Genomic DNA, 21,974 nt, shown 5'->3' with positions numbered 1-21,974 from the left:
CCGGCACCTCTACTCGACCAGTCCCTTATCTCCCTCTACCAAAAGAAAACCACAGTCTACCAGCGCACTCACGGATGAAAAGCCGCCCCTGGTCGATTGCTTTGCAAAGGCTGCATATCAGTTTTTGGGCTTTGGTAGGAAGGTGGTTCTTTTACCCTAACTGAAGGGCAGGCGAGAATAGAAATGCCCTCTCATTCCTTTTTCAAATGAAAGGATAAAATTCATCTTACTGTCCTCCTGAAAGGGTCTTGTGGGCGAACTAGAATAGAATTTAAGGAGCGCAACTACCGTCCGCAACCAAGATCCTTTCAGGAGGACAGAAAAGAGGAGGTAAAGTTATTCCTGCACAGGTTTTTATCAAGGTCAACTCCTAAATAATTATAGTACAGCTGTTTAATGGCTTCTTTCTAAAAATAAGCCGATAACAAAAAGAAATGTACAGCTGCTTAAGCATGAAAAATATGGAAAATACTCTGGAGAGCTTACTCATAAGAAATGTCTCTAAAACTTATGCCAACGGCGTGCAAGCCTTGGCTGACATTTCGCTGACTATTCCACCTGGCATGTATGGTTTGCTGGGGCCCAACGGGGCGGGCAAATCAACGCTCATGCGCACCTTGGCCACGCTGCAAGAGCCGGACCAGGGGCAGATATTCCTGGGCAAGTTGGATGTGGTGCACCAGAAGGAGGAGGTGCGTCAGACCCTCGGCTATTTGCCGCAGGAATTCGGGGTATACCCCAAGGCCACCGCCGAGGAATTGCTGGATTACTTTGCCGTGCTCAAAGGCTTTACAGAACGGGCCTCCCGCAGAGAAGTGACCGAGGGCCTCCTGAAAAAAACCAACCTCTGGGACAAACGCAAACAGAAACTAGGCGGCTACTCAGGGGGCATGCGGCAGCGCTTCGGGGTGGCGGTAGCCCTGCTGGGCAACCCCAAACTTTTGATTGTGGACGAGCCCACGGCCGGACTGGACCCCGCGGAGCGCATCCGGTTTTTGAACCTGCTGAGTGAGTTAGGCGAGAACAGCGTGGTGATTCTCTCCACGCACATTGTAGAAGATGTGTCTGAACTGTGCACCAACCTGGCTATCATCAACCAAGGGAGGATCTTGCTGGAGGCGCAGACGCAGGAGGCGGTGGCCGCCCTACAAGGGAAGATTTGGCGAACGCTGGTAGAGAAGAACAAACTGCCCTCTTTAGCGCAGGAGCACCAGGTCATTTCTGCTAAACTCCTGGGCGGGCGCACCCTGGTCCACGTGTTTAGCCTAGTAAACCCCGGCAATGGTTTTGAGCCCGTAGCCCCAGACCTGGAAGATGTGTACTTCAGCGCCATGTCCGGTGTGCATGGTCAACCAGCACCCCCTCAAGAAGTGGAGGAGGTACAGCCATGAAGTTCCGGAAGATTTTTCACCTGGAATTTACCTGCCAGCTTCGGCAGGTGTCTACGTGGGGGTACTTTACGGTCCTGCTCGTGCTCGCTTTCCTGTTCCTGACTGCCAACTATGCATCTGATGCCCGGGAGGGGTATGTCCTGCTCAATGCGCCCATTGTTATTGCAGCGGTCACCGTTTTGTGTTGTGTTTTCTGGCTTTTGATGGGCGGGGCGGTAGCAGGCGACGCGGCGGCAAGGGATGTGCAGACGCGCATGTTCTCCCTCACGTACACGTCTCCCGCCAGCAAGGCCGAGTACCTGGGCGGGCGGTTTCTGGCGTCTTTTCTGCTAAATGTGCTCATACTATTGGCCATACCCGCGGGCATTTTGCTGACCCTCTATGGCACCGGGGTGGAGGCCGAGATTCTGGGTCCGTTCTGGCCAACGGCTTACTTCAGTTCCTACTTCTTTCTGGTCTTACCCAATGCCTTTATTGCCACGGCTATCCAATTCTCCCTGGCGGCGCTTTCCCGCAAAGCCATGGCCAGCTATTTGGGGGGCGTTATCCTCTTTGTGGCGGCCTATGGGGTAGGGCAGGTGCTGGATGCCTCCACTGGGCATCGGGGTTTAGGGACCTTGGTAGACCCCATGGGTTTTACGCCCGTCATAGGCCATCTGAGCAATGAATGGAGCCCTATTGAAATGAATACGCGCCTTCTTAAACTGGAGGGGGCGTTTCTGGTAAACCGGATCTTATGGATTTGCCTGGCGCTGGGCATGTTGGCGCTTACCTATTACCGTTTTCAGTTCATTTTACCCCAAACAGGCCGAAAACAGCAGCGGGCACTTCCAGCAGGTACTACAACGGCTGGGCTGGCGTGGCTGACATGGGAAAGAGCCGAATCGTTACCGGAGAGTAGGGGGACCTTCAGTTTCAAAACCAATTTGCACCAGTTAAAGCGTATCACTAGCGACTCCTTCTGGACACTGGCAAAAAGCCGGATTGGGCTGCTTCTATTGGGTTTTATAGCGTTGGTGGTAGGCTTGGCTATGCCCGGCAATTTAAAGGGCAAGGGAGTTCCCTTGCTACCCAGTACAGATCAGATTCTAACTATCCTGGCTGCTCCCCTCACGGAGCCCGGAAAGTTCTGGATGCTTATTTTCCTGCTCACTATTTTCTACGCCGGCGAGTTGGTCTGGCGCGAAAGGGAAACTGGTCTGAACCACCTCTCTGACGCGGCTCCGGTGCCGGAGTGGGTGCTTTTCCTGAGCAAGTTTCTGTCCCTTGGTCTTTTGCTTATCTGTGGGCTCGTTTTCCTGCTGTTTTCCGGAATCCTGGCCCAAATAGCCATGGGGGGCGCCCAGGTGGAGGTAGGGCTGTACCTGCAAGTTCTCTTCGGGTTTCAGTTGGTGGAATGCCTGCTCTTTGCTCTGCTGGCGCTGGTGGTGCACGTGGTGGTCCACCAGAAATACGTTGGTCATTTAGTGGCGCTGCTGGTTTTTGGTTGCATTATGTTTGCTTCCACCTTAGGTCTGGAGCACAAGCTCCTTATTTTCGGGGCTAGCCCTAAGTGGTCGTATACCAGCATGGGTGGTTTTGGGGCATCGGTGGAGCCCTGGTTGTGGTTTAAAGCCTATTGGGTAGCGTGGGCGCTGCTGCTGGGGGTGGGGGCAAGGTTGCTTTGGGTGCGCGGCCGCGAAGTAAGTTGGAAGGCCCGGCTTCAATTGGCTCGCCATCGCTTTACCTGGGCTACGGCCTTGACCACTGCTGGGGCATTGGGTGGCATTCTCCTGTTTGGCGGCTTTGTCTTCTATAACACCAATGTGCTGCATGACTACACCAGCGCTTTCGCCTCAGCGGCGCAGCGGGCTGCCTACGAGCAGCGCTACAAACCCTACCAGAACGCGCCCCAGCCTCGGCTAACCGGAGTAAACCTGCAGGTAGAAATGTTCCCTACCCAGCGGGCGGTGGAAATTCAGGGCACGTACCTGCTGGTGAATAAGAGCCAGGCGCCCATTGACTCGGTTCATTTGTCTACGGGGGCGAGCGTGGAAACAACTGCGGTAACCTTTGGACAGCCAGCGAAGGAAGTACTCACAGACGAAGAGCATAACCACCGGATTTACGCCCTGGCAAAGCCCCTTCCACCCGGTGATTCTTTGCGCCTGAACTTTCAGGTCACCTATAAAGCGCAAGGCTTTTCCAACAACGGAGCCGATGGCCAGGTAGTGGAAAAGGGCATCTACTTCCGGAATATGGAGTGGCTACCTGTTATAGGGTACCTGCCTTACCGGGAGTTGGATGAGGCCGCCGCCCGGAAAGAAAATGGCTTGGCACCCCGGCCCGCTACCGCTTCGCTCTTCGACGTAGAGGCCCGCCGGTACGCCCCATTTCCTGAGCAGATCCGTTTTGAGGCCGTTGTCGGGACAGAGGCCAACCAACAGGTGGTGGCACCGGGCACGTTGCGCCGGACCTGGACCAAAGACGGGCGCCGCTACTTCCATTATGCCACAGAGGCGCCCATCCGGAATGAATATGCCTTTTTCTCGGGTAAGTATGCGGTGCAGGAAGGAAAATGGCGAAACCCGGCGGCTGGCCCGGGGCAAGAGGTAATCCTCCAGGTTTTCTATCCGGTGGGGCAAACGGAGAACCCGACGCGGATGGTGAAAAGCGCAAAAGCTTCACTGGACTATTACACCAGGCAGTTTGGCCCGTACCCACACCGGCAACTCCGGTTTGTCGCCCATGCCGGGTACGGCTTCGGGAACCATGCCGCGCCCATCAACATTACGGCGGAAGAAGGTTTTTTCCTCTTGAACCCGAAGGCGGATGAGCGGGGTTTTGACCTGGTGACGGCAGTGGTGGCGCACGAGGTTGCGCACCAGTGGTGGGGAAACCAGCTCAAACAAGCGTATGTAGAGGGAGCAGGCCTGATTTCCGAAAGCCTTGCCTGGTACTCAGCCATGGGGGTGCTGGAGACCACCTACGGGCCTTCGCACAAGAAAAAGCTGTTGAGTTTTTTGAGGGAGGAGTACGAGAACCCGCAAACCAAAGCTGCCTTACCGCTGCTGCAGGCCGATGATTGGTACCAAAATTACCGCAAAGGCCCCATGGCGCTGTATGCGATGAGCCAATACATAGGAAAAGACCGGGTAAACGGGGCACTCCGGCGCTTGCTCCAAAATCATCCCCCAGGAAAACTTCCGTTCCCCACTTCGCTGGACCTCTACCAGGAACTGGAAGCGGCCACCCCAGATTCGCTCCAGTACCTGCTCCAGGACCTCTTTCAAGCCAACACGTTCTGGGACCTGAAGACAAACCAGGCAACTGTTCAGCAGACCAAAGCTGGTACCTGGCAAGTGACCCTCCACGTGCAGGCCCGCAAAGAGGTGGTAAGCGAAGCCGGTTTAGAGAAAGAAGTCCCTTTGAAGGATTGGATTGAAGTTGGGGTTTACGCTACTTCCAAACCGGGTGAAGAACTGGGCAATCCTCTTTACCTCCAGAAGCACTTTATCCATTCTAAACAGCAGACCATCACCGTGACGGTGCCAGGCAGGCCAGCTCAGGTAGGCATAGACCCGAACCATCTGCTGATTGACTGGAACACGAAGGATAACGTAGCAGAGGTGAAGCATTGAGGAGGGAAGACGCATTTAATAGGTGCGCCTCCTTCGCGCTACTCCACATGCTTATTACCTAAGGCGACGTCAAAAAAACGTTAATTTGTCTAAAAGAGGCCTTAAATAGGAGATGAACCCTACGGGTTTGTTCTAATCAATAGCCCTTAATTCCCGGGTATACCTGGATGCCTTGAAGGCGATGGCCTTTCATGTTCCTTCTTCTACAGGCGGTCAGTGGTAGTTTTTTGTTTCCTCAATTTCTTCTTGTATTCTCTTGTTGATGTTCACCCTAGCCCCTAAAAAAGTGTAGATGGTAGTTCGATATTCTCTGGCAAATGGGTTGGTTATGGAATCAGATACAAGCGAAGTATGAAAATACGGACTTGTTTCCTCTAATTCACGGTCCCTGCCAGAATAGGTTTTTACCCTTATCAGATGCTCATAGGATTGGTCAAGATTAAACCAGTTGATATAGTCGGCGTTGAACGTAACCGCCCTGATCTTCTTTTTGGTGTAATAATTGATTGCTCCGGCCTGGCCATAATTATCGCACAGAACCAAGGTTTTGCTTGGTTCAGGAAGATCCGCATAAACCTTATCCACTTTAGCGGCCAGTGCTTTCCACCCGAGCATGTCAGCGTAGTCTTGGGGGATTGCATGGTCTTTGCCGTCTTCCCACCTTAGCATTCCCAGCTCCTTGTACTGCTTTTGATGTTGCAGGATGTATTCGGGGCTTTTATTAGGAAAGGCAAAATTGTACATCGGAATGAAGAACAAAACCGGAACGGCAATGGCAACGGGTTGCAAATATCTTCTCCATCCGGTCCTCAGCAGGTCGGCCAAAAAAACGGCCCCGAAAGCGATATAGATGGGGTACAGCCCAATGGCGTAATAGTCCTTCGCCTTGAAATAAACAAAAACAGCAAGCGTAAATAGGATAGCCCAGAAAAAGGCTTTGTATTTATAAAAGGGCTTGTAAACCAGCAAGGCGTACAGGGCTGCCAAGATCACGAACAAAGAGCCTATATAAAAAAGCACCTGCGATTTCAGAAACCCCCATGTGTCTACATGGACCAGCTGGGTATCAGCCAGTTCTTTCATATGATGGATAACCGGGAACCCGTTAAGGTATTGCCATAAAAGGTTAGGCAAGATGAGCAGCAGCCCTAAAAGCAGGGCCAGGTAAAGGTGCTTCCTAGCTAGTATCTCACGTTGTTTGGTCATTAAGATTGCCGGGAAAAGGCCTATCAGCAGGAAGACGATGTTGTACTTGTTCAGGAAGCCGATGGCAAATACCATTGCCCCCACATACAGCCACTTCGGCTTTTCCGTATTCAGGTACTTTATGACCACGAAGTAAAGCGTCGTCCAACACAGAACGTCTAAGGAGTTAGGTTGAAAAAGGGTATTGAGCCTTAACAGCGCGGAAAACAGAACGCCGGTTGCCCCTAGAATCAAGGCCACCAGGTTCCCGTTTAGTTCTTCCATCGCTTTCCAAACGACCACAATGGTTAAGGCGCCAAATAGGGCAGGAAAAAACTTAACCCAGAACACGCCGTCGCCCAGGAGCTTGATGAGGAAGGCGATCCAGGCAGTCATGGGAGGTATGGATACATAGCCCCACGCCAAATGGTTGGCCTGGTCCAGGTGGAGGTATTCATCACGCTGCAAATCATACTCTGGGCTTATCAGGAGGTACTGTAAAAGGAATTTCAAGAGGATAAAGCCTGTCAGGATTGTTGCTTTTCGTGCCATCACGTGCTGTGCTTTAAATTACCACCAAGGGCTTCAGGTAAACGACGACAAGATAACCGGTCGGGGTGGAAGTTTAATACCGTGTTACCGGACGTTTTTATTTAGGCAAAAGAATCACCCCTTCAAACATATATCTCCGTCAAAGACAGAAATCAATGGGGTTTTTGCCTCTTAAGGCCAATTTAGGTGATAAACCAGCTTCCTATATTTTAGGTACACGGCCAGTAAGGCTACTGAATACTAGACAATACTTCTGTTGCTCCCCCTGTTGTTGTTGCCCACCGGCTATACCCAAGGCTTTTTTTGCGCCCCACCGCATTAACTGCCTAGTCATGTTCTCGCTGCTGACTGGGATGGTAGGCTTCTACAAAATGCATATCCGCTACATCACCGAAAACGCCATGAATCCTGACAATCGCCGCTAACCGGCACATTAATGGTCATTTTAATGTAGGTTATTCTTTCATTTCCAGGGATAGGAAAGAAAGAAGCTAAGAAGAGACGGCCACAGGAAGGTCAGAAACCCCGGTGGAAACATCCCGTACTTGGGTAGTTAAACATCCCGATGAACTATGAAAAAGTTGCCTCTTATGATCGCATGTGCCCTGGGTGTAGGCATGGCGGCCTGTAGCCAGGAAAAAACGACCGAAACCACTGCAGTTCAAACCACTTCTGCCCCCTCAGAAACCGCACCCCCTGCCTCCGAGGTAGGCGTGGAACGCACCCAGGCCTCTGCCCAGCAGCCTGAACCAGCCTCTGCTACGCCGGCATTAGACACTCAGCAGGGCCCCAAAGGCATGCAGGTAGCCTTAACCAAAGCGCGCGTGGTAGGCGACATTCTGACCATAGAAGTGCAATACTCCTTGCCTGCTTCCGCCAGCGGCACTAAGTTTACCTATCCCGCTTTAGACAATATCACCTACATTGATGATGCTACCTCGCGCAAGTATAACCTGCTCAGAGACCAGGCCGGCAGGTACATGGCCAACCCTATAGAAACCAGCGGCAAAAGGTCACGGGTGAAAGTAAAAGCCGACGAGCCCGGTGTGGCCAGTTTTAAATTCCCGGCCCCGCCGGCTACTTCCCAGACTGTTTCTGTTTCTATTCCGGAGGTAGGATCTTTTGACGGCATAACAGTTCAAAGATGAAACGGCGGTTTTTAGCAATGGCCGCAGGGGCCGCGTGTTTTCTGTTGGCCAGCTGCTCAGAGAACACTAAAACCCAGGAGCAAGCGGCTCTTTCCTCTCCCCCGGCCCAAAGGCTTCCCACCGCCCCGGAAAACGGTCCTGCTTCCGTAGAACAGCCTGCGGACCAAGGCCAGAAACTTACCGGCGAGGTAAGTGAGCTCTCGGCAGAGGCCAGTGACCTGGGTGCACAGATGACGGACCTGGGGTTGATGATTCAGTTTAACACCGATGTGCTGTTTGATTTCGACAAAGCTGAAATTCAACCCGATGCGCAGGCGGATCTGGAGAAACTGGCCAGGGTGGTGCAGGAGTATGCCAAAAGCAAGGTAACCATTGTGGGACACTCAGATGCCAAAGGTGATGCCGCCTATAACCGGGCATTGTCGGAGCGCCGGGCCCAAGCCATTGCTGATTGGTTGCAGCGCCACGGCGTAAGTTCTACCCAAAAGTTCAAGGTAGAAGGGCTGGGTGAAACCAAACCCATCGCGCCCAACACCAAAGCAGACGGATCAGACAGCCCCGAGGGCCGCCAGCAGAACCGCCGGGTAGAGATTGTTATCTCTTAACCTTCCCCTGCCACTGGAGCAGTGACAATTTACCGTTCCTTTGAACTTCCCCTCCTCCTACGCTTCTCCTGGACAGAGGAGGGAAGGAGGAGGGGAGTTAGCTACTCTATGGTCAGATTGGCTATGTAGCTCCCGAGTTCCAGCGCCCGCTTTCTGATTTGTTCCTGATTAGTCTGGGCGGCAACTATAACCCACACGGTGCCTCTTAAGGTGCTGTAGAGTGGTGTGAAGAAGCTTAATTTCCTTTTCGCGATTATTCTATCTACTTTCTTTGTACTGCCTTCAGTCTTCCTTTCTGCTGGGGTGCTAGCAGGGCCAGGAATGCTTTGTAGTGCTGGTTCAGCTCGCTTTCCCATTCTTCGGTCGCTCTTGCAAGGCAGTCCATCATGCCACTGGTGGTATAGTTTTGGGGTGTGTCCAGGCGAGCCTGAAGCTCCCCATCCATCGGGTGGTTTTTGGCACCCTGCATGAAAAATACCTACAGATACAAAACCAAGGCACTTGTCCATACTAATCTGGTTGAATGGGCTTTTTTATTTATTCTGGCTAGCTTGCTAGTATAAAGGATGGTGAGGCCGTCGGCCGAAGCTGAATTTTATACAATGTTAGGTATACGTTCTTTTTTATTTTTCTTAAGGGTGTAATCTATTAGATAAACCAATAATAGATATGGGGAATAGAAAATATAACCCATTATGGCTTTAAGTGGCCACCCGATTCCCAACATACTAATTTTAATTCTTTCAACCCTGGTCAAGTTTTCCTCACCCACCTTTGCAAGTCTTTCTGTCTCGTTCCAGCCATCAAAGTTATATCCGTAATGCGATAATAGAATTTGATTAGAGGCGTCTACCCACCAAGCGAAGGTAAAAGTGATGAATATAGTCACCATTATTCCATAGGTGAGGTAGGCTAATAATTTAAACCGTATGTTTCTTTTATTTAGTGTGAATAGAATTAAGAATGGAGACCCAAGTAATCCGGAGAGTAAAATAAATGAAACGATGGTGGTTAAAATCTCCATCTTAAAATCTCTATTTTTTGGAAATAACTCCAACGGCCTCAAGTAAACAACGGGCAAAGATTTTGGCCGAAGTATGATGGTTACAAACTGTCAGCCCATGGAATCTATAGGGTTAACTTAAATTACTCATTCCCTTTCCTTCTTGGCTAATTTCATTAGAAGGGCTATGTTTTCTTTATGGATGGAATCGGCTACAAGCTTGAATTCCTTGTGGCATTGCTCCCCATAGATTCTCAAATGAGTTTCAGAGTCCTTTTGGGGGACAATCTCTGAATTGTGCCTTGGTCTGTTTGACCACTGTTCGTTGGGCTCTTTCAGTAATTTTTGAGTAGTCTCCTTCAATTCATAATATAGCAATCTGGCATAGAAATAATTCTGTCTCCTATTGATGAAGGAATCGCATCTTTCAAATTCCTTAAATCTCAGTTTCTTGCTCCAGCTAAATTCACCAAGGTGGTTCAACACCATCCTCTTTTTATTAAAGGTTATCCTCCATTTTTCACCTTCATACACTCCATCCTTAAAACAAAGAGTGTCAATACTTCCCCCTGATAACTTTCCATAACTAATTCGGTAGAGAAGGTAAACAGAATCATCTGGTATCAATAGCGTTTCAGTGCTTCCCAATAATCCCCAGGCATCTAAGCTAGAATTGTAAAAAACCTTTTCAGTCTTCTGAGCAAATAAACTGTAAAAAGGCAAGCAAATGAGGAATGCCAATATTAAACTTTTCATTGTTGTTATTTGCGCTAACGGCTTGTACAAAAGGTGAGAGAGGCGCAGCTGAAGCTTAACTTTTGTGCTGGGTTAGCCATTGCTTTTTTGTCTAAGAAGCCGCCCAAAGCATTCCCATTGCTGAGTCCAATACTTCTTTGGGAGATTGTGTGAGTGCTCTTGTTTTTCTTTTTTGGAACCTTATCTGCCATTTCTCTCTCTCCATTTGCGATAAAAGCATTTTAGCTTCTCCTGATGAGATTTCATACTCTGCACCAAGCTCAGGTACAGTTATGAAGTTTTCCGAATATTCCATATTTAGCAACTTATTGAGCTTATAGTCCTCCTCACTTATATTAAGCGTAAGGCAAATTTCGCCATTTCTGTTAAACTCGATAAGCTTCTTCCTATATATCGCTAACCCTGCTAAGCTTAACAATCCTGTAAGTAGAGGTAATCCGCTGATAATCATAAGGTATGCTATTGCTTTGGTCGTAAATTCATTAGTAAATAAGGCCAAGATGAAGATGATAAGCCATAGAAACGTTAAGCTAAAAACAGAGACATTTATTGCTCTATTCAAGGCCTTCCTTTTTTTATCAAGTATAGGGAGTTTCATTATTCAAGATAAGGCTAACTGTTCGTGCAGAATGCGGGGAGGCATAGCTGAACCTAAACTATGCACTTTGTTGGGCGAAGGCATTTTTATTCTTTTGTCTACTGCATTGTAAATCCAAAGCCCGACAGTAAAAGGTGTAAAAAGAACAGAAATCACAGCTAATGTTAAAGGGACTTCAAGTCCAAAGTAAGTATCTAATCCCTTATTGGCGACTAGATACACCAACAGAAACACTGACCAGATTACAAGATTGACAAGTGTAGGGTATTTCATGATTGACCAGAACCTACCCTTGTTCGCATAGATGTCTCCTGCTAACATTTTTCCTGCAAACCAAAGAATCAAGGTAAAGGCAACCAACAATCCTAAAGTAGGGATTCCATTTGTAAAGAACCACCCAAACAGGAAGAGGCTTTCTCCTGTGATGAGAACAGATACCATTGCAAAAAGCACCATCGCAGAGATTCCTAAGGGCAAACCCAAGAATAAGGAAGCCCTTGCTCCAGTACTTTCGATGATTTCCTGTTTTCTCATTTATAAATTTACTTACGCCCAACTATTGTATATAAGGCCTCCTCCGGTTATTAGCTCTTTGGGTGGAGGCAAATATCCGTATATCCATCAGGCATAGGCTGTATAAACGGAACCGGACCACCTAATATACTATATATAATTTAGTAAATACTAATTTTGGGGAAATCTACTACTGTTCAAATATTGTTCAAAGAATTTAATGGGTCTGTCATTTCCCCTGAAAACAAGAAGGCCTTGCAAATTATTAATTTACAAGGTCTTCTATGTGTTCTGAGTATCCAGAGCCATTCTTATATGACTTTTAATAAGTGTAATAGAGTGTGAACACGTATTTAGACCAAATAATTAGTGATGTTGAAATAGCTTTTGAATGGTAAACATAACTTACTTTATTTTTGCCACCTATTCTGCAATCGGTCTTTAAGCAAAATATGGGGTTTTAGACGGTGGTGCATAACCCGTTTCCCTAATTTCAATATTGAATATTTGTACCTCACTAATGATATGGAAGAGATAATTGATTTTCTATAAAAGCCTCAGTTGAACACAATACTCATCTAAGTCAGTCCTTTGCGCTTCCCAATTACAGATCTCAATAGATACAAGGTTGCAGGTCCATCAATCTCGCCTCCTTATTGGATGCTGATTCCTTTTCGTGTGTGAAAAAGTGAGGTTAAGGAATTAACCGGTCAGTGCGTAATTGGGTGAATAAGTCAAAAAAGGAATCCTCTGTACTCTGGTATTCCAAGAACCCTAATTTGCGGCTCTTGGACATGTCGGTCATCACCTCAATAGGGCGCCCCAGGTCCAAGTCGGTGTGCCAGGCGGAGGCAAGCTTGTCCAAATCAGGTTCTAGTAAACCATGCCGCTCTGTTATCTCCCGCCAGACAGGGGCGTCATTGGCTATTTCAACTTCCAAAGGACGAATGGTTCTGTCAAACCCCATGGCCTCTACGCCAAACCAAGTAGCAAGGCGCGGCCACAGCCATTTCCATCGGAAGTAATCCCCGTTTACTATATTGAAAGCCTCATTACGGGCTCCTTCGGTGGTGGACGCCCAAACCAGGTGCTTGGCCAATACCCGGGCATCTGTCACATCAGAAAGGCCGTTCCATTGCGCCTCAGAGCCTGGGAACTGGAAAGGACGGCCTGTCTCATGACAGATGGCGGCATAGACCGCCAGGGTAGTGCCCAGGTTCATCTGGTTGCCTACCGCTTTTCCTATTACGGTGTGAGGCCGGTGGACACTCCAGGTAAAGCCATCACGTACTGCGGCGGCATATACCTCATCCTCTTGGGCGTAATAAAAGTTCTCTATATCTAGTCGGGGTTGTTCCTCGCGCAAGGGTGTTTCGGGTAGAAAACCCTGTTGGGCGTAAGCCTCAAAAGGTCCCAGGTAATGCTTGAGCCCTGTTACCAACGCCATGTGCTGCACAGATTTTTTAGGAGCCAAAGCATTCAGCAGGTTCCTCACCATGGCAGCATTCACCCTAATGTTTTCTGCCTCCGTGTGCATGCGGGTCCAACTGGTGAAAAACACTTGTGTGGGTGAAATGCTGACGAGTGCGGCTGCCAGACTCTCGGGGTTTAACAGGTCTGCAGCTATTGGCTGCAAACCCTCCATGCTTATATAGGGGTTTCTAGCCAATCCATAGGTAATCCACCCTTGCTTTACCAATTCCTGGGCAAGGTTGCTTCCCGTTATGCCGCTTATCCCCACCACTAACGCTACTCTGCTCATACCTCAACTTTCAGTTTTAAATCCCTCAAGGGTATAGGTACGTCATTTAGGGTTCAGGGGCTGTTGACAATACAAAAAGACTGGTTTATGCCTTGCTGAAGATCCTTTCCCGGTGGGTGAGGCCCCAAACTTTTAAGGCCTGTATGATGGGAGTTAGGGTATCTGCGTAGGGTTCGGGCTTGTACAGGATCTTCACCGGGTAGTCCTCTATCACAACCCTCTTTATCAGTTGGTGCTGCTCCAGGTCCTTGAGTTCCTTGGCCAGGACCTTAGGGGAAATCCCAGGAATGCTCCCCTGGATATCAGTGAACCGCTCGTTGCCGGTCATCACAGAGATGATGATGGACAGTTTCCACTTGCCGTTGATCACGTCAATCGCATCCCGCACCGGCTTCACCGTGTCCAGGCAGGACAGGTATCCTATTTTATTGGCCATAACCCTCAAAATAAAAGTATTTCGCTTTCCTTTAGGAAAGTACTATACAAAGGTAAGTGAATACCCGTAATTTTGCAACAGTCTATTCAGCTGCAGCTCATCATCTTGAAAGAGAGGTAAATGGGAAAGGTAATACGACAGAATAAGTCTGAAAGAGAGATTGAGTTTCACTGAATAAGCCCTTGCCGCTTAATTAATTGAACAGCAGGCAAAGCCACTGAACATTAGAAGTCCGAACGTGATGAGTAAGAGAAAGAAACTGAAGATGGGAGCCGTCTTGGATGGCTTGGGGTGGAACCACATGGCCTGGCAACACCCAGATATGCCCGCAGATGCGAGTGAGAACATCGATTTTTATATACAGCAGGCCCAGCTGGCGGAGGCTGCCAAATTTGACACGCTTTTCCTGGTGGACGTCAGCCACGTAGGCCCCGGCAATATACCCCATTACCTCAGCATGTTTGAGGGCGTCAGCATCATGTCGGCCCTGAGCATGAAAACCAAGACTATAGGGTTGTCTGCCACCATCGCCTCCTCTTACGGTGATCCATACAGTGCCGCCCGGCAGATCCTGTCGCTGGATAAGATCAGTAAGGGGCGGGCCTCCCTTAATGCCATCACCTCCAACCCAGGCGGTATGGTAAACTTCAGCCGTGGGCATCTGGGTAAGGAAGACCAGTACCCCATGAACAAGGAGTTCCTTGAGATCCTGATTGGTTTGTGGGACACCTATGAGGAGGATGCCTTTATCCGTGATAAGGCCCGGGGGATCTATTTTGACCACCGCAAGATGCATACGCTAAACTACCGGGGCGATTATTTCTCCGTTGACGGACCACTGAACCTTAGCCGTTCCGTGCAGGGCAGACCTGTACTGTACACGGCAGGTACCTCCGCTAAATTCATTGACCATGCCACCAGCTACACGGACGGGGCCTTTACACATGGCGAAACGCTGGAAGACACAGTGGCTGTGGCAGGAAGAATACGGAAAAAACTGGCGGAAAAAGGGCGGAAGGCAGAGGATTTTATCATCGCCATCTCCCAGAACCCCATTGTCGGCAGAACGGAGAAGGAAGCCGTAGAGAAGTATATGGAGTTGTTGAGCCTTCGCCCAAGAAACAGCCTACCGACACCTCTGTTTTTCGGTTCGGCCGAAACGGTTGCGGACCAGGTCCAGCTTTGGTACGAGTCCGGGGCAATGGATATGTTCATGATACGGCAGGACCATCCGCATGGGCAGCGTGATTTTATAGAGCTGGTGGTTCCCATTCTGCAGGATCGTGGAATATTCAGAACCGAATACGAGTCTGATACCCTCAGGGGAAACCTTGAGATTCCAAAGCCGGCTTTTAGAAAAGTGGGTGTTGGGTAAACACCTGAAATCGCTTTACACCCAATTTATAAAGCGATTAATAAAAGAGCAATACAAGGATATGTAAAAGAAGCATGAAGGACTGATCCCCGGGATGCTCTCCTGGATGTCGGTGAACCGCTCATTGTCGGTACCCACGGAGATGATGATGGATAGCTTCCATTTTCCGTTGATCACCTTCAGGGCATCCCGCACTGGCATCACCGTGGCTAGGCAATCACTGCATGCTTTCTTTACAGCCAATGGTCTATTTATATAGGAATATCACTCTCCTTTAGTAAGGTGCTATATAAAGGAAAGTATATTCGGTTAAATTTGCAACATCATTCTCCGCAAGGTTCCTATCATTCATTTAGTGGCATATGGAAAATCCGACATCGACCAAAGATAATACCGGGAGCCAAAGCACGGGCCTGGCTTTCCAAGACGTAGTCCGAAGGCGCAAATCCTGCCGCGGGTTCCTGCCGACGGCAGTCCCCGGGGAGATCATCACTTCGGTGCTGGAAGATGCCCAACAGGCCCCCTCCAACTGCAACACGCAGCCCTGGAACACGCACATCGTGTCAGGGGATAAATTGAGAGAGCTGTCTGCAGCCCTACTGAAGGAACTTGAAGCCGGGAACTTCACCCCGGACTTCACCTTTGACAACGATCATTTCTATGGTACTTACTCCGATCGCCAGAAGGCGCAAGGGAAGGCGTACTATGAAGGGATGGGTGTAGCCCGCGGTGACAGGGAAAGTCGCAGGGCAGTCGAAGCGCTGAATTGGAAATTCTACAATGCGCCGCATGCGGCTTTTCTCTTTATGCCCTCCTTCGGAGACCATGTCAGGGTAGCTTCCGACATGGGTATGTACGCACAAACGTTTCTTCTGTCCCTTACCGACCATGGCCTGGCCGGAATTCCACAGACCGGGTTGGGCTTTTTCGCAGAGACAACTAGGAAAGTATTGAATGTTTCCGATGAGTTTAAGCTGCTATTCGGGATTTCTTTCGGATTCGCTGATCCCGATGCACCGGGCAATTCCATTCAAATGGGCCGGGACCCAATTTCTAAAAATGTAACTTTTCACGGGTAAACGTTAAGATAAAAAGATGAAAGCTATCCGATTTACGAATGAAGGCCGAAGCCTGGCCTTGAATGAAGAGCCCACCCCTAAGCCGGGCCGCTATGAGGTACTGGTCAAAGTACACGCTGCTTCCCTTAACTACCGTGACCAGGCGATATTGGATGGAGAGTATGGTGGTTCATTTCAGAAAACCGGTGTGCCTTTATCAGATGGTGCCGGCGAAGTTTTTGCAATTGGAGAGGGCGTTACACGGGCAAAAGTTGGCGACCGTGTTAGTGCCAATTGTCACCCGCATTGGATTGGCGGAAGTAATCTTCCAGAATATCAGTCCGATAGCCTGGGTATGATCAGTGATGGCTGGCTGGCCGATTATATCCTGGTGCATGAAAATGGAATTGTTCACCTACCTGCCTATATGTCTTACATCGAGGCGGCCTCGCTGCCATGTGCTGCCGTTACAGCCTGGACGGCCCTTAACCTTGGGTCGCCACTGCAACCGGGCCAGACGGTACTGGTACAAGGAACCGGTGGTGTTGCCTTGTTTTCCCTCCAGGTAGCACGCATGTTCGGCGCACGTGTGCTGGCGATTACCTCTACGGATGAAAAAGCGGAAATACTAAAGGGGTTAGGAGCAGAAGCAGTCGTTAATTACTGCACCTTTCCGGATTGGGAACAGGAGATACTTTTCCTTACCGGCGGCAAAGGCGTAGACAAGGTGGTCGATATTGCCGGAGACAAAACAATCGTGAAATCGGCAGCCTCAACCCGAAAAGGAGGTGATATTACCATCGTGGGTTTCGTTAGCGGCTTTGGCGGTGGGCTACCTCCGATAGACATCCTTTCTCGAGCTTTGAGTGTTCATGGCACAGGCATCGGTCCCCGGACAAATTTTGACGCGTTACTTAAGGCAATGGACTTGCACAAAGTGAAACCGGTCATCGATCAGGTCTTCCCTTTTGCGGAATACCAGGCGGCGTACCGGCGCATCGAAAGTGGAAACCATGTCGGGAAGGTAGTCATCGAGGTAGCAAACTGAGCAGCCGCATACCATATAAGCTAAAGCGTGCATCTGAAAGAAAGCAATCAAAAATTTTTGAAAGAATAAATAACCGAGAGCCGAGGCATCATCCTGGTTCTCAGAATAGAGGAGATTAAGTAATGGGTAAAAATAATATGGGACAAATGCACATCATTGCGCAATTGTCCGCTGGGCAAGGGCTGGAGCCGGGCGGCTGGCGGTGGCCGGGTGAAGACAAAGCCGCCTTCATGAACGATGATATTTTCATAAAAGGGGCACAGCTTGCCGAAAAGGGAAAGCTGGACGGGTTCTTTTTGGTGGATGTCCCGGCAATAAGTGCCGATATCGCTACAACCCCACAGGGAAGCAGCCTGGACCCTATCGTCCTGATGGCGCTGATGGCTAAGGCTACTACCCATATTGGGCTTATCAGCACCATGTCCACCTCCATCTACGAGCCTTACAGCATTGCCCGGACCATGCGGTCACTGGACTTGGTTAGCAAAGGAAGAATGGGCTGGAACGTAGTAACGACTGGTAACCCCCATGCCTTGCTCAACTACTTTGCCGGAACCCCGGCACATGGAGAGAAACATGGCCGCGCCCAGGAAGTATGGGAAGCCGTACTCCGCCTGTGGGGAAGCTGGCCTGAAGGTGCTTTGAAATTAGACGTGGCGTCCGGGCATTTTGCGGACGACAAGCTTATTAAGCCTATCAACTTCAAGGGAGAATATGTCTCCTCCAAAGGGCCTATCAACCTGCCGCCCTCTCCCCAGGGCATGCCGGCGGTGTTCACGGCCGGTGGTGGACAGTACGGCTATGATTTTGCCGCTACCAAGGCCGATGCCATGTACGGCAACCCGCCCACGCTGGAATATGCAAAGGCATTTTGGCAGCAGCTATCTTCAAGTATCAGGCAGGCCGGCCGCAATCCGGACGAGTTCACGGTTTTCAACGGCATCGGGGTTTCGATTGCCTCCTCCGAGAAAGAGGCGCTGGAAAGGCGGATTGCCCTGGATGAACTGGGTGACCCATCTTCACGACAACAGTATCTAAGCCATATGCTGAGTATTCCTATAACAGGCTTGGATATTGATGCCCCCATTCCGGATCGTTTATTGAAACTCGCCCGTCCCAACCGGCAGGATCACCGCTCCCAATATGCCTATGACCTGGCGATGAAGGGTTTTACCATCCGGGAAGTGTTAGCCCACGGCCCCATCAATTACCATCCTGTTTTCCTGGGAACTCCTGAAAGTATCGCAGATAAACTGCAGCAATGGTTTGAAGCTGGCACCGGAAAGGGATTTAACATCATCGGGGATACCGGGCTGAGCTCACTGGCTGATTTTGTGGACCAGGTGGTGCCTATTCTACAAAAAAGAGGTTTGTTAAGAACCGAATATTCCGGTTCCACCCTGCGAGAACATCTGGGCCTGCCATACCGGAACGGCTTCGCTGAATTTGAGGCGAAAGCCCCACAAGCGACTATAAAGTAAAAATCAACAGCATGAGAATAGGAATAATTGGAACAGGTGCCATAGGAAGCATTTTAGCAGAGAGATTTTCTCAAGCTGGGCATCATGTAAAAGTAACCAACACCAGGGCAATGCCTGAATTAGAGAAGATAGCAGCCAGTTTAGGCGCAACCGCTGCCACCATACACGATGTGGTCAAAGACGTGGATGCCATTATCTTCTCAATGCCCTTTGGAGCATACAAAGACTTACCTAAGGACTTGTTGAAGGCTGTACCGCAAGATGTAGTGGTAATGGATACTTCCAACTATTATCCTTTCAGGGATGGTGAGATTGCTGAACTGGAGCAAATATCCGAAACTGAATATATTTCCGGAATACTAAACCGCCCGCTTGTTAAGGTTTTTAATAATATCCTGGAACACACCCTAAAATACAAAGGCAAAACAGCCGGTGCGGAAGGAAGAATAGCAATTTCTATAGCTGGCGACAACGAGGAACATAAAAAAGTGGTTGCTCAACTGGTTGATATCACAGGTTTTGATACCGTTGATGCCGGAAGCCTAGCCGAATCCTGGCGACAGCAGCCCGGCACGCCAGCCTATTGCACCGAATTGAATGAAGCAGAACTAAAGAAGGCACTTGCTGACGCTGAAAAAGGAAAAGCCCCTGCCATCCGGGATTTTATCATGGATGATCTGAGGAGAAAGCCTACCTGGCCTTCCTACGAAGAAATTTTAGCGGGAAACCGTAGAATTCAAATGGGAAGAAATCAAAATCAGTAACGTTTAAAACAAATAATTATGAAAGTTTTGTATACGGCAGAGGCAACTGCTACCGGAGGTAGAAGTGGTCAGGTAAAAAGTGATAATGGCATTTTGGATCTACAGGTAAGACCACCCAAAGCAATGGGCGGTGCGAACGATGATTACACTAATCCAGAACAATTATTTGCAGCCGGTTACGCGGCATGTTTTGATAGTGCACTGAACCATACCATCCGCTTGGAAAAAGCAAAGACTGGCGAAACCTCAGTTACTGCAAAAGTGTCAATTGGCCCTCTTGAAGGTGGTGCATTTGGACTGGCGGTAGAGCTTGCGGTAAATATTTCAGATGTTTCTATTGAAGAAGCGCAACGACTTACTGAACGGGCGCACCAGGTATGCCCTTACTCCAATGCGACCCGCAATAACATCGAGGTGAAACTAACGACAACCAATAATCAATGAGTTGCCGTGTATCGGAGCAGGGCAATAAGCCACACCACCCCAATATTATCGAATTCTATGAATACCCAAAAGATTGCCCATTCCATTTTAGAGCTTGCCATTGTTTCTGAGGGGAATACCATAAAACAGACCCTAAACGATTCCTTGGCGCTGGCGAAAGAAGCGGAGGCAAATAACTACAAACGCATCTGGTTTGCCGAGCACCATAACTCAGACAGCATCGCCAGTAGTGCCACCTCCCTGCTCATCGGGTACGTGGCAGAGAATACCTCTATCATCCGGGTGGGCTCGGGGGGCATCATGCTCCCCAACCACTCTCCTCTGATTGTGGCAGAGCAGTTCGGTACCCTCGCGCATCTATACCCCAACCGCATTGATCTGGGGCTTGGCAGGGCGCCCGGCACAGACCAGGCCACCGCGCAAGCCATCCGGTCAGATTTCATGAAGGCGGCCCATTCCTTTCCTGAGGAAGTAGCTAAAATCCAGAAGTACTTTTCACCGGAGAACAAGAATGCCTCTGTAAGGGCAGCCGTTGCCGAGGGCACGGAGGTGCCGTTGTATATCTTGGGGTCCAGCCCAGACAGCGCCCACCTGGCAGCCTCAAAGGGCTTGCCCTATGCGTTTGCCAGCCACTTTGCCTCCACGCACTTACTCAACGCTTTGAAGATTTATCGCCAGGAGTTTAAGCCTTCTGAGTTTCTGGACAGGCCCTACACCATGGCTGGGGTAAACGTCTACCTCGCCGACACGGATGAAGAGGCGGAAAGGCTGTTCACCAGCCTGATCAGGATGTTTGTGGGCGTGCTGACCGGGGCCAAGGACCCGCTGCATCCACCCACTGAGATGACGGATGAATTGAAAGACCTGCTTCAACACCCTGCCGTAAATCAGATGCTGAAGTATTCCTTTGTGGGGAGCAAGCAGACCGTGAAGAAGCAGATTCAGGCGTTCCTTGACCAGACCCAAGTGAACGAGCTCATTGCCGTGTCCACCATGCACAACCATGAATCGCGTATAAAATCTGCCCAGCTGTTTGCTGAGGTGATGGCGGAGATAAATGAAGGCGCCACCAAAGAGGAAGGTAAGAAAGCTACACAGGGAGGGCTTTAAAAACGATGGCTTAATCAGGTAGTGACAGGGGGGCAACTAAACGTGAAGATTCAACTATAAAGGTCTTTAAGCTGCGGACGGAAGTAAAGGTAAACATGAGCCGAGCCCGAGAGGAGAATTAACAAAAGCACTCTATCGGGTTGCAAATAAAAATATCTGAACAAACACGAATGGAAAATAATCAGTATCCGACCATACTCGTTTTAGGCGCCAGCGGAACGATCGGCAAGCAAGTCGTAAAGGACCTTGAGGGTAAAGCTGTCAAGGTCCGCATCACTTCGCGTAAACAGGACGTGGTGGAGCAACTTCGTAGCGAAGGGAAAGACGGCAGGTACCTTGACCTAGATGACCCGCAAACGTTTGCGCTTGCCCTTGCTGGCGTTGACCGGGTATTTCTTCTAACTGGGTACACGGTGGGTATGCTCACGCAGAGCAAAACATTAGTGGATGCTGCGAAGAAAGCAGGTGTCAGCCATATCGTACACGTAGGTGTATTCGCGGAGTGGGATACGACGGATGCTCACTTTGCGTGGCACCAGATGATCGAGAAATACATTGAGGCGAGCGGGATTGCCTGGACACACCTCCATCCGAATATGTTTATGGAAGCCATTACAAGTGCTTACCTACCGAAAAATCTTACCTATACTACCTACTGGGAAGACCGCAGGGTAGGTTACATTGCTTCAAGTGATATAGCGGCCGTTGCGGCAAAAATTCTTGTGGACGGACCTCAACGGCACGCCAGTAAGGATTATTGGCTGAGTGTAGAGAGCCATAATGGAAAAGAAATTGCTCAGCTCATGAGCGAGGTAACCGGCCTTGAAATTAAGTGCGAGGAAAAAGGCGTAGAAGAATTCAAACAGCTGATTGAAGCATGGATATCCGAAGGGGCAGACAGTTGGTACGCAAGCGCAAACATCGAATTTGTTACGCAAATGCTGGATGGAAGAATGTCGTATATGTCAATGGTCCAGAATGACATTCCGTACATCCTCGGCAGGCCTGCAAAAACAGTCCGGGAATACTTACTTGAAAATAAAGACGTGCTGGTAGCCTCGGCTAGTCAAAAAGAGTAGGTATACTTTTCGCTCACCGAGTAGTCATCCTTGCCTATGAGCATTT

Annotated in this window: 21 protein-coding genes; 12 read left to right on the top strand and 9 right to left on the bottom strand. The window is 49.5% G+C overall.

Annotated elements, in window-relative coordinates:
• Positions 1–461 precede the first annotated feature (461 nt).
• Together FOE74_RS11385 and FOE74_RS11380 are read left to right on the top strand one after the other, a co-directional pair.
• Entirely contained in the window at positions 462–1,391 is a 930-nt protein-coding gene (locus FOE74_RS11385) for an ABC transporter ATP-binding protein (protein WP_149098711.1), read from the top strand.
• A complete protein-coding gene (locus FOE74_RS11380; protein ID WP_149098710.1) occupies positions 1,388–5,011 on the top strand; it encodes an ABC transporter permease/M1 family aminopeptidase in 3,624 nt (1,207 codons plus the stop codon). Before FOE74_RS11385 ends, FOE74_RS11380 begins: the two co-directional genes overlap by 4 nt.
• A 213-nt stretch (positions 5,012–5,224) precedes the next feature.
• Here FOE74_RS11380 and FOE74_RS11375 read toward each other — a convergent pair whose 3' ends face one another.
• Positions 5,225–6,748: an ArnT family glycosyltransferase gene (locus FOE74_RS11375; protein WP_149098709.1), complete on the bottom strand. Its 1,524-nt coding sequence runs from the start codon at positions 6,746–6,748 to the stop codon at positions 5,225–5,227.
• A 572-nt stretch (positions 6,749–7,320) separates the two neighbouring features.
• Between FOE74_RS11375 and FOE74_RS11370 the strand changes: the two genes are divergently transcribed.
• Entirely contained in the window at positions 7,321–7,896 is a 576-nt protein-coding gene (locus FOE74_RS11370) for a hypothetical protein (protein WP_149098708.1), read from the top strand.
• A 17-nt stretch (positions 7,897–7,913) separates the two neighbouring features.
• Entirely contained in the window at positions 7,914–8,501 is a 588-nt protein-coding gene (locus FOE74_RS11365; protein WP_192576608.1) for an OmpA family protein, read from the top strand.
• A 262-nt stretch (positions 8,502–8,763) separates the two neighbouring features.
• Here FOE74_RS11365 and FOE74_RS11360 read toward each other — a convergent pair whose 3' ends face one another.
• The 7 genes from FOE74_RS11360 to FOE74_RS11330 all read right to left on the bottom strand — a co-directional run bounded on the left by FOE74_RS11360 (position 8,764) and on the right by FOE74_RS11330 (position 13,569).
• Complete coding sequence (locus tag FOE74_RS11360) at positions 8,764–8,946, bottom strand: lysozyme inhibitor LprI family protein (protein ID WP_192576607.1); 183 nt, start codon at positions 8,944–8,946, stop codon at positions 8,764–8,766.
• 150 nt (positions 8,947–9,096) lie between these two features.
• Complete coding sequence (locus FOE74_RS11355; RefSeq protein WP_149098705.1) at positions 9,097–9,525, bottom strand: hypothetical protein; 429 nt, start codon at positions 9,523–9,525, stop codon at positions 9,097–9,099.
• Between the two features lie 126 nt (positions 9,526–9,651).
• The gene (locus FOE74_RS11350) at positions 9,652–10,260 is read right to left on the bottom strand and encodes a hypothetical protein (protein ID WP_149098704.1); all 609 of its coding nucleotides are present in this window, start codon (positions 10,258–10,260) and stop codon (positions 9,652–9,654) included.
• A gap of 91 nt (positions 10,261–10,351) precedes the next feature.
• Positions 10,352–10,858 carry a hypothetical protein gene (locus tag FOE74_RS11345; protein ID WP_149098703.1) on the bottom strand — a complete coding sequence of 169 codons (507 nt, stop codon included), beginning with the start codon at positions 10,856–10,858 and terminating at the stop codon, positions 10,352–10,354.
• 3 nt (positions 10,859–10,861) lie between these two features.
• Positions 10,862–11,392 carry a hypothetical protein gene (locus FOE74_RS11340; protein WP_149098702.1) on the bottom strand — a complete coding sequence of 177 codons (531 nt, stop codon included), beginning with the start codon at positions 11,390–11,392 and terminating at the stop codon, positions 10,862–10,864.
• 673 nt (positions 11,393–12,065) lie between these two features.
• A complete protein-coding gene (locus tag FOE74_RS11335) occupies positions 12,066–13,133 on the bottom strand; it encodes an SDR family oxidoreductase (RefSeq protein ID WP_149098701.1) in 1,068 nt (355 codons plus the stop codon).
• Between the two features lie 85 nt (positions 13,134–13,218).
• Complete coding sequence (locus FOE74_RS11330; RefSeq protein WP_149098700.1) at positions 13,219–13,569, bottom strand: winged helix-turn-helix transcriptional regulator; 351 nt, start codon at positions 13,567–13,569, stop codon at positions 13,219–13,221.
• Between the two features lie 241 nt (positions 13,570–13,810).
• On the opposite strand from FOE74_RS11330, the gene FOE74_RS11325 reads away from it, so the two are divergent.
• Positions 13,811–14,944 (top strand): LLM class flavin-dependent oxidoreductase, encoded by a 1,134-nt coding sequence (locus tag FOE74_RS11325; RefSeq protein ID WP_149098699.1) that lies wholly within the window; start codon positions 13,811–13,813, stop codon positions 14,942–14,944.
• A gap of 15 nt (positions 14,945–14,959) precedes the next feature.
• Here FOE74_RS11325 and FOE74_RS11320 read toward each other — a convergent pair whose 3' ends face one another.
• The gene (locus tag FOE74_RS11320; protein ID WP_225840775.1) at positions 14,960–15,187 is read right to left on the bottom strand and encodes a winged helix-turn-helix transcriptional regulator; all 228 of its coding nucleotides are present in this window, start codon (positions 15,185–15,187) and stop codon (positions 14,960–14,962) included.
• 119 nt (positions 15,188–15,306) lie between these two features.
• Here FOE74_RS11320 and FOE74_RS11315 point away from each other — a divergent pair, with 119 nt between their 5' ends.
• From FOE74_RS11315 to FOE74_RS11285, 7 genes are all read left to right on the top strand, one after another.
• Complete coding sequence (locus FOE74_RS11315) at positions 15,307–16,023, top strand: nitroreductase (protein WP_149098698.1); 717 nt, start codon at positions 15,307–15,309, stop codon at positions 16,021–16,023.
• A gap of 16 nt (positions 16,024–16,039) precedes the next feature.
• Positions 16,040–17,050 carry a zinc-dependent alcohol dehydrogenase family protein gene (locus tag FOE74_RS11310; protein WP_149098697.1) on the top strand — a complete coding sequence of 337 codons (1,011 nt, stop codon included), beginning with the start codon at positions 16,040–16,042 and terminating at the stop codon, positions 17,048–17,050.
• 137 nt (positions 17,051–17,187) lie between these two features.
• Entirely contained in the window at positions 17,188–18,531 is a 1,344-nt protein-coding gene (locus tag FOE74_RS11305) for an NtaA/DmoA family FMN-dependent monooxygenase (RefSeq protein WP_188686642.1), read from the top strand.
• Between the two features lie 11 nt (positions 18,532–18,542).
• Positions 18,543–19,295 carry an NADPH-dependent F420 reductase gene (locus FOE74_RS11300; protein ID WP_149098695.1) on the top strand — a complete coding sequence of 251 codons (753 nt, stop codon included), beginning with the start codon at positions 18,543–18,545 and terminating at the stop codon, positions 19,293–19,295.
• Between the two features lie 18 nt (positions 19,296–19,313).
• Positions 19,314–19,739 (top strand): organic hydroperoxide resistance protein, encoded by a 426-nt coding sequence (locus FOE74_RS11295; RefSeq protein WP_149098694.1) that lies wholly within the window; start codon positions 19,314–19,316, stop codon positions 19,737–19,739.
• A 57-nt stretch (positions 19,740–19,796) separates the two neighbouring features.
• The gene (locus tag FOE74_RS11290) at positions 19,797–20,849 is read left to right on the top strand and encodes an LLM class flavin-dependent oxidoreductase (RefSeq protein ID WP_149098693.1); all 1,053 of its coding nucleotides are present in this window, start codon (positions 19,797–19,799) and stop codon (positions 20,847–20,849) included.
• A 170-nt stretch (positions 20,850–21,019) separates the two neighbouring features.
• Entirely contained in the window at positions 21,020–21,928 is a 909-nt protein-coding gene (locus FOE74_RS11285) for an NmrA family NAD(P)-binding protein (RefSeq protein WP_149098692.1), read from the top strand.
• Positions 21,929–21,974 lie beyond the last annotated feature (46 nt).

This window comes from Rufibacter glacialis (genome assembly GCF_008271745.1).
Taxonomy (GTDB): Bacteria; Bacteroidota; Bacteroidia; order Cytophagales; family Hymenobacteraceae; genus Nibribacter; species Nibribacter glacialis.
Note: the sequence above shows the minus strand (reverse complement) of the source record. Positions and strands in the feature narration are given on the sequence as shown.

Bases quoted from the DNA above. Each gene is read 5' to 3' on its own strand.
- FOE74_RS11330 (WP_149098700.1), bottom strand. From the start codon at position 13,569: ATGGCCAATAAAATAGGATACCTGTCCTGCCTGGACACGGTGAAGCCG.
- FOE74_RS11300 (WP_149098695.1), top strand. From the start codon at position 18,543: ATGAGAATAGGAATAATTGGAACAGGTGCCATAGGAAGCATTTTAGCA.
- FOE74_RS11360 (WP_192576607.1), bottom strand. From the start codon at position 8,946: ATGGATGGGGAGCTTCAGGCTCGCCTGGACACACCCCAAAACTATACC.
- FOE74_RS11365 (WP_192576608.1), top strand. From the start codon at position 7,914: ATGGCCGCAGGGGCCGCGTGTTTTCTGTTGGCCAGCTGCTCAGAGAAC.
- FOE74_RS11380 (WP_149098710.1), top strand. From the start codon at position 1,388: ATGAAGTTCCGGAAGATTTTTCACCTGGAATTTACCTGCCAGCTTCGG.
- FOE74_RS11315 (WP_149098698.1), top strand. From the start codon at position 15,307: ATGGAAAATCCGACATCGACCAAAGATAATACCGGGAGCCAAAGCACG.
- FOE74_RS11340 (WP_149098702.1), bottom strand. From the start codon at position 11,392: ATGAGAAAACAGGAAATCATCGAAAGTACTGGAGCAAGGGCTTCCTTA.
- FOE74_RS11295 (WP_149098694.1), top strand. From the start codon at position 19,314: ATGAAAGTTTTGTATACGGCAGAGGCAACTGCTACCGGAGGTAGAAGT.
- FOE74_RS11345 (WP_149098703.1), bottom strand. From the start codon at position 10,858: ATGAAACTCCCTATACTTGATAAAAAAAGGAAGGCCTTGAATAGAGCA.
- FOE74_RS11350 (WP_149098704.1), bottom strand. From the start codon at position 10,260: ATGAAAAGTTTAATATTGGCATTCCTCATTTGCTTGCCTTTTTACAGT.
- FOE74_RS11375 (WP_149098709.1), bottom strand. From the start codon at position 6,748: ATGGCACGAAAAGCAACAATCCTGACAGGCTTTATCCTCTTGAAATTC.
- FOE74_RS11385 (WP_149098711.1), top strand. From the start codon at position 462: ATGGAAAATACTCTGGAGAGCTTACTCATAAGAAATGTCTCTAAAACT.
- FOE74_RS11325 (WP_149098699.1), top strand. From the start codon at position 13,811: ATGAGTAAGAGAAAGAAACTGAAGATGGGAGCCGTCTTGGATGGCTTG.
- FOE74_RS11370 (WP_149098708.1), top strand. From the start codon at position 7,321: ATGAAAAAGTTGCCTCTTATGATCGCATGTGCCCTGGGTGTAGGCATG.
- FOE74_RS11310 (WP_149098697.1), top strand. From the start codon at position 16,040: ATGAAAGCTATCCGATTTACGAATGAAGGCCGAAGCCTGGCCTTGAAT.
- FOE74_RS11285 (WP_149098692.1), top strand. From the start codon at position 21,020: ATGGAAAATAATCAGTATCCGACCATACTCGTTTTAGGCGCCAGCGGA.
- FOE74_RS11290 (WP_149098693.1), top strand. From the start codon at position 19,797: ATGAATACCCAAAAGATTGCCCATTCCATTTTAGAGCTTGCCATTGTT.
- FOE74_RS11355 (WP_149098705.1), bottom strand. From the start codon at position 9,525: ATGGAGATTTTAACCACCATCGTTTCATTTATTTTACTCTCCGGATTA.
- FOE74_RS11305 (WP_188686642.1), top strand. From the start codon at position 17,188: ATGGGACAAATGCACATCATTGCGCAATTGTCCGCTGGGCAAGGGCTG.
- FOE74_RS11335 (WP_149098701.1), bottom strand. From the start codon at position 13,133: ATGAGCAGAGTAGCGTTAGTGGTGGGGATAAGCGGCATAACGGGAAGC.